Source organism: Hamadaea sp. NPDC050747 (assembly GCF_040654195.1).
Classification (GTDB): domain Bacteria; phylum Actinomycetota; class Actinomycetes; order Mycobacteriales; family Micromonosporaceae; genus Hamadaea.
In genome coordinates, this window is record NZ_JBFAHM010000007.1 from 396,895 (window position 1) to 404,493 (window position 7,599).

The 7,599-nt window shown below is 70.6% G+C and carries 8 protein-coding genes; 5 read left to right on the plus strand and 3 right to left on the minus strand.

Annotation, left to right across the window (positions count from 1 at the left end; all coding sequences use genetic code 11):
• Positions 1-81: 81 nt before the first annotated feature.
• The 4 genes from cofC to AB0H43_RS19275 are packed head-to-tail and all read left to right on the plus strand — an operon-like array spanning position 82 to position 3,788.
• Positions 82-669, plus strand: a complete 588-nt coding sequence (cofC, locus tag AB0H43_RS19260; RefSeq protein ID WP_360000721.1) for a 2-phospho-L-lactate guanylyltransferase — start codon at positions 82-84, stop codon at positions 667-669.
• Between the two features lie 9 nt (positions 670-678).
• Entirely contained in the window at positions 679-1,473 is a 795-nt protein-coding gene (locus AB0H43_RS19265) for a CHAD domain-containing protein (protein ID WP_360000723.1), read from the plus strand.
• 4 nt (positions 1,474-1,477) lie between these two features.
• Positions 1,478-1,675 carry a cold-shock protein gene (locus AB0H43_RS19270; protein ID WP_360000725.1) on the plus strand — a complete coding sequence of 66 codons (198 nt, stop codon included), beginning with the start codon at positions 1,478-1,480 and terminating at the stop codon, positions 1,673-1,675.
• Positions 1,676-1,730: 55 nt separating this feature from the next.
• Positions 1,731-3,788, plus strand: coding sequence for an RNA degradosome polyphosphate kinase (locus AB0H43_RS19275; protein WP_360000727.1), 2,058 nt, complete (start codon positions 1,731-1,733; stop codon positions 3,786-3,788).
• A gap of 57 nt (positions 3,789-3,845) precedes the next feature.
• Here AB0H43_RS19275 and AB0H43_RS19280 read toward each other — a convergent pair whose 3' ends face one another.
• From AB0H43_RS19280 to leuC, 3 genes are all read right to left on the minus strand, one after another.
• The gene (locus AB0H43_RS19280) at positions 3,846-4,490 is read right to left on the minus strand and encodes an HU family DNA-binding protein (RefSeq protein ID WP_360000729.1); all 645 of its coding nucleotides are present in this window, start codon (positions 4,488-4,490) and stop codon (positions 3,846-3,848) included.
• 191 nt (positions 4,491-4,681) lie between these two features.
• Positions 4,682-5,269 (minus strand): 3-isopropylmalate dehydratase small subunit, encoded by a 588-nt coding sequence (leuD, locus tag AB0H43_RS19285; RefSeq protein ID WP_360000731.1) that lies wholly within the window; start codon positions 5,267-5,269, stop codon positions 4,682-4,684.
• A gap of 26 nt (positions 5,270-5,295) precedes the next feature.
• Entirely contained in the window at positions 5,296-6,708 is a 1,413-nt protein-coding gene (gene leuC / locus AB0H43_RS19290; RefSeq protein ID WP_360000733.1) for a 3-isopropylmalate dehydratase large subunit, read from the minus strand.
• A 49-nt stretch (positions 6,709-6,757) separates the two neighbouring features.
• Between leuC and AB0H43_RS19295 the strand changes: the two genes are divergently transcribed.
• A complete protein-coding gene (locus tag AB0H43_RS19295; RefSeq protein ID WP_360000908.1) occupies positions 6,758-7,444 on the plus strand; it encodes an IclR family transcriptional regulator in 687 nt (228 codons plus the stop codon).
• Positions 7,445-7,599: the final 155 nt, after the last annotated feature.

Consider the following 7,599-nt stretch of genomic DNA (forward strand, 5'->3'; position numbering starts at 1 on the left):
CGCACGCCTCCGCCTTTCCCGCACCCGTCGAGGAGTCATCATGCCTGCCCGACCGGGGCGTCGGCCAGTCAGACTGGCAAGATGCTGCCGGTGGGATGGTCGCTGCTCGTGCCGCTCAAGGCACTGCCGCGGGCGAAGAGCAGGCTGCGCGGTGCGCCGGCCGAGGTGGGTCACGACCGGCTCGTGGTGGCTCTGGCTCTTTCGACGGTACGCGCAGCGCAGCGCGCCGACGGGGTCGACGAGGTCGTCGTGGTGACCGGGGACGAGCGGCTGCGCCGCGAGCTGACGCCGTTCGGCGTACGGTTCGCCGACGACGCCGGCTCGCTCAACGGCTCCCTCGCCGCCGCCGCCGACGCCCTGACCGGTCGATCCGTAGCCGCCCTCACCGGTGACGTCCCAGCGCTGCGTCCAGTCGAGCTGGCCGAGGCCTTGGCGCTGGCGACGGTCCGATCCTTCGTCCCCGATCTGCCCGGCGACGGCACGGTCCTGCTGGCCGCGCCGGCCGGTGAGCGCCTACGCCCGGAGTTCGGCCCCGACTCGGCGGCCGCGCACGCCCGTTCCGGGGCGAAGCGGCTGGACGGGGCCTGGCCGACGCTGCGCCGCGACGTGGACACCGCGGCCGACCTGGCTGAGGCCGTACGCCTGGGCTGGGTCCCCGGTTTCTCCTAGGCTGAGGTCATGCCACGCTCGGCCGCTGCGGTCCTGGGGCGGGCCGCCGAAGGCTGCGCCGACCGTCTGCTCGCCGCGAGACCACTGATTCGCGCGGAAGGCCGGATGCCCGACGGCGACACCCCGGTGCATTACGCGCGAGTGGCCTGCCGTCGGCTGCGTTCCGATGTGCGTACCTTCGAGCGCTTGCTGGACAAGACGTGGGCCCGGCGGGTGCGGGCGAACCTGAAGTGGCTCGTGGATCTGCTCGGAGCCGCCCGCGACGCGGAGGTTCTGCGAGCCCGGCTGCGCCAGACCGGCCTGCCGGTCGGCGCGTTCGACGAGGCGCTGCGGGAGCGGGCCGAAATCGCCCACGCGGACCTGTTGGCGGGCCTGGACAGTGCGCGATTGCCGCTGCTGATCGCCTTGCTCCGCGAGCCGGTGTTCCGGGGCCGCGCGCGGCGGCCGGCTCACGACGTCCTCCCCGCCCTGGCGGCTCGACCGGTCGGGCGATACGAGGAGGCGGTGGCCGACTTGACCGCGGAGTCGCCGGTCGAGCAGTGGCACGAGGTCCGCATCCTGGCCAAACGCGCCCGGTACGCGCTGGACACCGCCGGCCGCCGCCGGCAGGCCAAGCGGCTCGCCCGGGCGCAGAGTCTGCTGGGCGATCACCAGGACGCCATCGTCGCCGCGAAAGCCTGGCGCACCCTCGGTCCGGCGGACCCGGAGACCGCTCTGCTCCTGCTCGAACGGGAGGCCGCCGCCGCCGAACGGGCGCGCGACGCCTTCCTCGCCGCCGCCGGCGATCCCCGGTCGGTAGGCTGACCCCATGCAGGGCACCGTTTCCGAGTTCGACCCGCAGACCCGTGCCGGCGCGGTGCTGCTCGACGACGGCACCGAGGTCCGGTTCTCCCCCGCCGCGTTCGCCGCGGGCGGGCTGCGGCTCCTGCGCCTCGGGCAGCGACTCCGGCTGGAGAAGGACGACCGCGGCGAGGTGGTACGCGTGACGTTACCCACGATGCCCTGAGCTGAGTTGCAGGAAGTTCACCTTCGCGTCACCTGAGCCTGGGAAGAATGAGAAGGTGAGTTCCTCAGCACCACCGGCCGCCCCCGCCGCCGATCTGCCCGACGATCGGTTCCTCAACCGCGAGCTGTCCTGGCTCGATTTCAACGCCCGTGTGCTGGCCCTCGGCGAGGATCCCGCCACTCCGCTGCTCGAACGGGCGAAGTTCCTCGCCATCTTCGCGACCAACCTCGACGAGTTCTTCATGGTCCGCTTCGCGGCACTGCAACGGCGCTGGCAGACCGGCCTGCCACTCCGCGGGGCCGACCGCAAGCCCGCCGCCCGGCAGCAGCTCGACCTGGTGACGTCGTGGGCGGCCGAGCTGGTGGCCCGGCACGCCGCGTGCTTCGAGGAACACGTACGCCCGGAGCTGGAGAACGCCGGGATCGTCGTCGAACGGTGGAGCAAGCTCTCCGAGGAGGAGCAGGCGCGGCTCCACGAGTACTTCCTGGAGCACCTGTTCCCGGTGCTGACTCCGCTGGCGGTCGATCCGGCGCACCCGTTCCCGTACATCTCGGGGCTGTCGCTCAACCTCGCCGTCGTGCTGCGGGATCCCGACGGCGGCCCGGACTTGTTCGCCCGGGTGAAGGTCCCGGCCAACGTTCCCCGGTTCACCGGGCTCGGCGGCGGGCGGTACATCGCGGTCGACGAGCTGATCGCGGTCCACCTCGACCGGCTCTTCCCCGGCATGTCCATCGTGGAGCATCACCTGTTCCGGGTGACCCGCAACGCCGAGGTCGAGATCGAGGAGGACCGGGACGAGGACCTGCTGCAGGCGCTGGAGCGGGAGCTGGCCCGGCGGCGCTTCGGTCCCCCCGTACGCCTGGAGGTCGCCGAGGGGATCAGCCCCGACGTCCTGGAGACCCTCGTCCGGGAACTCGACATGGACGAGCGCGACGTGTATCGCGTACCGGGGTTGCCGGACCTGTCGGCGCTGTGGCAGATCTACGAGGAGGCCGACCGGCCGGAGCTGAAGGAGCCGAGCTTCGTCCCGCCCACCCATCCGCGCCTGCGCGACGGCGAACGCAGCATCTTCTCCGTGATCCGGGATGGCGACATCCTGGTGCATCACCCGTACCACTCGTTCTCCACGAGCGTGCAACGGTTCATCGAGCAGGCCGCGGCCGACCCCAACGTGCTGGCCATCAAGCAGACCCTCTACCGCACCAGCGGCGACTCCCCGATCGTGGACGCGCTGGTGGACGCGGCCGAGGCGGGCAAGCAGGTCGTCGTCGTGGTCGAGGTGAAGGCCCGGTTCGACGAATGGGCCAACATCGGCTGGGCGCGGACGCTGGAGCGCGCGGGGTGCCACGTGGTCTACGGGCTGGTGGGCCTGAAGACGCACGCGAAGATCGCCCTCGTCGTCCGGGAGGAAGGCGCGATCCTGCGCCGCTACTGCCACGTCGGCACCGGCAACTACCACCCGAAGACGGCCCGGCTCTACGAGGACTTCGGGCTCCTGACGGCCGCGCCCGAGGTGGGCGAGGACGTCACCGAGTTGTTCAACCGCCTCACCGGCTATGGACGGCCGCCGTCGTACCGGCGACTGCTGGTCGCCCCCGAGGGCGTCCGATCCGGTCTGCTGGAACTCATCGAGGGCCAGGCTCGGCGCGGCCGCCGGGGGCTGATCCAGATGAAGGTGAACTCACTCGTCGACGAGGACGTCGTGGACGCCCTGTACGCCGCCTCCCGCGCCGGAACCCAGGTGGATCTGGTCGTCCGCGGCATGTGCACCCTGCGCCCCGGCGTACGCGGCTTGTCGGACCGGATCCGCGTCCGGTCGGTGCTGGGCCGGTTCCTGGAGCATTCCCGGGTCTTCCGGTTCGGCCAGGGCGCGGTCGCCCAGTGGTGGCTCGGCTCCGCCGACGTCATGCGCCGCAACCTCGATCAGCGGGTGGAAGCGCTCGTCCGGGTCGCCGATCCGGCCTCGGTGCAGCAGCTCAGCGCGATGATGGAGCTGTACCTCGCCGACGAGTCCGGCGGATTCGACCTCGCCCCGGACGGGGTGTGGCACCGGCGTACCGGGCGGGATCCGCAGCTGGGCCTGCTCACCGGCGCGACCGCCCAGAACACCTAGTACGCACAGGAACAGGCGCCCGTGGCGATCACGGGCGCCTGTCAAGTGGGGACCTGCTCAGCGTCGAGCAGCCTTCTTCGCCGGAGCCTTCTTGGCGGGCGCCTTCTTCGCCGTCGCCTTGGCCACCGACTTGGCGGGGGCCTTCTTCGCCACAGTCGCCTTGGTCGCGGCCTTCTTGGCCGGAGCCTTCTTCGCCGCCACCGACTTCTTGGCGGGCGCCGACTTGGTCGCGGCCTTCTTCGCCGGAGCCGTCTTCTTGGCGGCGGCCTTGGTCGCGGTCGCCTTCTTGGCGGGCGCCGCCTTCTTCGTAGCGGCCTTGGCGGGCGCGGTCTTCTTGGCCGCCGCCGCCGCCGTCGCCGTGGTCTTCTTGGCGGCCGCGGTCTTCTTCGCCGCGGCGGTCGCCGTCTTCTTCGCGGCGGCGGGCTGCTTGCCGCTCGCCACCGCCTCCTTGAAGCCGGCGCCGGCGCGGAACGCCGGAACAGCCGTCTTCGGCACCTTCACCGCTTCGCCGGTACGCGGGTTACGCGCGGTCCGAGCGGCGCGCTGCCGCTTCTCGAAGACCCCGAATCCGGTCAGCGACACCTTGTCGCCCTTGGTGACAGCGGTTTCGATTTCGGCCAGGACGGCGTCCAGCGCGGCGGTTGCGGTCTTCTTATCCCCCAACCGGGCGGCCAGCGCCTCGATGAGCTCGGCCTTGTTCACGGTTCCCTCCCGAGTGTTTCCTTACTGGACTTTCCACCAGTCATTCTTCGCGCACGCTAAGCCCTGCCATACACATTTCCAAACACGTGACGGGTAAACGGCATTTGTGTCGCGCGTATGTCTCTAACTGGCAGTGTGCAACAAAAGTGAGGCCCGCGCTCGTTGAGCGCGGGCCTCGGGCATTCGTGGAGTCAGGCGACAACCGGTTGGTACGCCGGGCGTGTGGCCTCGAAAGCGGTGATCGAGTCGGCGTGCAGGAGGGTCAGGCCGATGTCGTCCAAGCCTTCCAGCAACCGCCAGCGGCTGAAGTCATCCAGCTCGAAAGCCCAGGTAGAAGCCCCGGCGCGAACTTCCCGCGCGGTGAGGTCCACAGTCACCTCCGCCGCCGGGTCCGCTTCCGAACGGGCCCAAAGACTTTCGACTGCGTCGATGGGTAGCTCGACCGTCAACAGGCCTTGCTTCAACGAATTCCCCCGGAAGATGTCACCGAATCGGGGAGCGATGACGACCCGGAAACCCCAGTCGCGCAGGGCCCAGACGGCGTGTTCCCGCGATGAGCCGGTACCGAATTCGGGGCCGGCGACCAGAATCGACGCCCCGGCGTACGCCGGATCGTTGAGCACGAAGGCGGGATCCTCGCGCCAGGCGCTGAACAGCCCGTCCTCGAACCCGGTGCGGGTGACCCGCTTCAGGTACACCGCCGGGATGATCTGGTCCGTGTCCACGTTAGATCGGCGCAGCGGGACGGCCGCCCCGGTGTGGCTGGTGAACTTGTCCATGTCTCGCGTTCTCCAGTTTCTTTGGGTCAGGCCAGGTCGGCGGGTGCGGCCAGACGACCGACGACGGCGGTGGCGGCGGCGACGGGCGGGGAGACGAGGTGCGTACGCCCGCCCTTGCCCTGCCGGCCCTCGAAGTTGCGGTTCGAGGTCGAGGCCGACCGCTGCCCCGGCTTCAGCGTGTCCGGGTTCATGCCCAGGCACATGGAGCACCCCGCGAACCGCCATTCGGCGCCCGCCTCGGTGAACACCTGGTCCAGTCCTTCGGCCTCGGCGGCCGCCCGGACCGCGGCGGAACCGGGAACCACCAGCATGCGTACGCCGTCGGCCACCTTGCGGCCCTTGAGCACGCCGGCGGCGGCCCGCAGGTCCTCCAGCCGCCCGTTGGTGCACGAGCCGACGAAGACCACGTCGACCTCGACGTCCCGCAGCTTCTGCCCCGGGGTGAGGCCCATGTACGCCAGCGCCCGCTCGGCGGCGGCCTTCTCGGCTTCGTCCACGAACGACTCGGGATCCGGGATCGCGGCGTTCAGCGGCGCACCCTGCCCCGGGTTGGTGCCCCAGGTGACGAACGGGGTGACCTGGCTGACGTCGAGGGTCACCTCCCGGTCGAAGACCGCCCCGTCGTCGGTGCGCAACGTACGCCAGTACTCGACGGCCGCGTCCCAGGCGTCACCCTGCGGCGCGAACCGGCGGCCCTTGAGCCAGGCGAAGGTGGTCTCGTCGGGCGCGATGAGGCCGGCCTTGGCGCCCCACTCGATGGACATGTTCGAGATGGTCATCCGGCCCTCCATGGAGAGCTGCTCGATGACCGGGCCGCGGTACTCCACCACATAGCCCCGCCCGCCGCCGGTGCCGACCTGGGTGATCAGCGCCAGGATCAGGTCCTTGGCGGTCACTCCGGGCTGCAGTTCGCCGACGAAGTTCACCGCCATCTGCTTGGGCCGCGCCTGCGGCAGCGTCTGCGTGGCGAGGACGTGCTCGACCTCACTGGTGCCGATGCCGAACGCCAGCGCGCCGAACGCGCCGTGCGTCGAGGTGTGCGAGTCGCCGCAGACGATCGTCGTGCCGGGCTGCGTGAGGCCCTGCTGCGGTCCCATGACGTGGACGACGCCCTGCTCGGGGTCGCCCAGCGGGTGCAGCTTCACGCCGAACTCGGCGCAGTTGCGGCGCAGCGTCTCGATCTGGGTCCGGCTGACCGGATCGGCGATCGTGAGGAGGTTGTCCGTGGGGGTGTTGTGATCCTCGGTCGCGATCGTGAGATCGGGCCGCCGCACCGGGCGGCCGGCCATCCGCAGGCCGTCGAAGGCCTGTGGGCTGGTCACCTCATGGAGCAGATGCAGGTCGATGTAAAGCAGATCGGGTTCGCCGGCTGCGGATCGGACTACGTGCGCGTCCCAGACCTTCTGGGCCAACGTCTTGGTCACTGTTACTCCCACCATATGGACATCCCAGCTTTTGGGAGGTATGTTTCGGTGTGTGGGACACAGTATGTCTGGCGTGGGCGTCCTTGACAAGGCGGTAGTGATTCTGGCCGCCTGCGTCGACGGCGCGAGCCTCGCCGAACTCGTCGAACGCACCAAGCTGCCGCGGGCAACGGCGCACCGGCTGGCGCAGGCCCTGGAGATCCATCGCATGCTGGTACGCGACACGCAGGGCCGCTGGCGCCCGGGCCCCCGCCTGGGGGAGCTGGCCAACGCCGCGCCCGACGTCCTGCTGACCGCAGCGGAGCCGCTCCTGGCCGCCCTGCGCGACAACACGGGCGAAAGCGCCCAGCTCTACCTGCGCCGAGCGGACGAGCGCATCTGCGTCGCCGCCGCCGAACGGGCCTCCGGCCTCCGCGACACCGTCCCCGTGGGCTCGATACTGCCGATGACGGCCGGCTCAGCGGCACAGGTGCTGCTGGCCTGGGAGCCGCCCGAGGCGGTCATGCCGCTGCTGCCCCGCTGCAAGTTCACCGGCAAGACCCTCGCCGAGGTACGCCGTCGTGGCTGGGCGCAGTCGGTCGCCGAACGGGAGGCCGGGGTGGCGAGCGTCTCCGCGCCCATCCGCGACCGCACCGGCCGAGTGATCGCCGCCATCAGCGTCTCCGGCCCGATCGAGCGCCTCGGCCGCCGGCCCGGCGACCGCCACGCGATGGCGGTGGTACGCGCCGGCCAGCGCCTCTCCGGCCTCTGACCGAGCCTCCCCGCTTTTGGGCGCTGGATCAGGGTTCCGGGTCGAATCTTGGACCAAGATTCGACCCGGTACCCAGAAACCACCGAATAGCTAAACCCTGGGCGTAGGCTGCGTATTTTTTTTTGGGTGGGGCGCGATCTTTTAGGCCGCCGTCT

Excerpts from the sequence above, each read along its gene's own strand:
- cofC (WP_360000721.1), top strand. The coding sequence starts at position 82 with ATGCTGCCGGTGGGATGGTCGCTGCTCGTGCCGCTCAAGGCACTGCCG.
- AB0H43_RS19265 (WP_360000723.1), top strand. The coding sequence starts at position 679 with ATGCCACGCTCGGCCGCTGCGGTCCTGGGGCGGGCCGCCGAAGGCTGC.
- AB0H43_RS19270 (WP_360000725.1), top strand. The coding sequence starts at position 1,478 with ATGCAGGGCACCGTTTCCGAGTTCGACCCGCAGACCCGTGCCGGCGCG.
- leuD (WP_360000731.1), bottom strand. The coding sequence starts at position 5,269 with ATGGACAAGTTCACCAGCCACACCGGGGCGGCCGTCCCGCTGCGCCGA.
- leuC (WP_360000733.1), bottom strand. The coding sequence starts at position 6,708 with ATGGTGGGAGTAACAGTGACCAAGACGTTGGCCCAGAAGGTCTGGGAC.
- AB0H43_RS19295 (WP_360000908.1), top strand. The coding sequence starts at position 6,758 with ATGTCTGGCGTGGGCGTCCTTGACAAGGCGGTAGTGATTCTGGCCGCC.